Origin of the sequence: Endozoicomonas atrinae (assembly GCF_001647025.1) — a bacterium.
Classification (GTDB): domain Bacteria; phylum Pseudomonadota; class Gammaproteobacteria; order Pseudomonadales; family Endozoicomonadaceae; genus Endozoicomonas; species Endozoicomonas atrinae.
This window is the reverse complement of record NZ_LUKQ02000668.1, coordinates 1-802: the sequence shown is the minus strand read 5'-3', so window position 1 is coordinate 802 and position 802 is coordinate 1. Positions and strand designations below refer to the sequence as shown.

General features: G+C 40.3%; 1 protein-coding gene. It reads right to left on the bottom strand.

Translation table 11 applies throughout. From position 1 onward, the window contains the following. Positions 1–99: 99 nt before the first annotated feature. Entirely contained in the window at positions 100–627 is a 528-nt protein-coding gene (locus tag AK963_RS29940) for a hypothetical protein (protein ID WP_066018829.1), read from the bottom strand. Between the last annotated feature and the right edge of the window lie 175 nt (positions 628–802).

Genomic DNA, 802 nt, shown 5'->3' with positions numbered 1-802 from the left:
GAAAATCAACATCATTAAAACCTTCGGGTAGCTGTGGTCGACGAGACATCTGTTCTAGATAATGCATGGTAATGATGCCTAAGCATAGTTGGCGGCAGCTTAAGGATTTAGAAAATGCGATTGGTATAATTTGTCGGGTCGAAATTTATGTAGCCCAATTAGTCTTGAAAAAATCTTTTCTGCACGTGTAATGTCCTCTTTTTCAAAGCCTTCCGTCATATGGGGTTTAAGGCATCTAAACCACCGTTTTAAGCTGGTTCTAAGTGATGTCATATCTTTCCAGTGATTACTTCTATCCAATATAAGTTTCATTGTATAGTCGATGTCTGCTTTTTTTACTGTTTTTTTCAGGCAGGCCTGAATGATGTCTCTGACAGCATCTATTCTTTCTTGCTGACTTTGAGTGTTGTCAGTTTTTTTTCTGTGAGTTGTCTTCTTTTGCGGGGAGTGCGTTTCTTCTTCTGAGAGTAATTCGTCGTCGCTTCTTTCTGGAGAAGATTTTTCAGCTATGGCATCTTCCCTCAGTGTGTGAGGTGCTATTCGAGTGGATCTTCGGCAGGGTGCTCTCTCTGAATGATTGAAACAATAGTACTCTATTTTCACAGCTACTATGGGAACACCACTCATAATAGTTAACTGTCATGCCCGCTTCTGTTATTTCCAGCTCTACCAAAAGCATCGTTTTGCAAATTGAAGTTTCTATAGATTCAGGCAACATGCTGAATCTTGAAGATAGTTTACAGCGTGCACTCAATGAAGCCGGGCAGCTTGGAACAAAAGAGTTATTGGGGCTATTTGAATC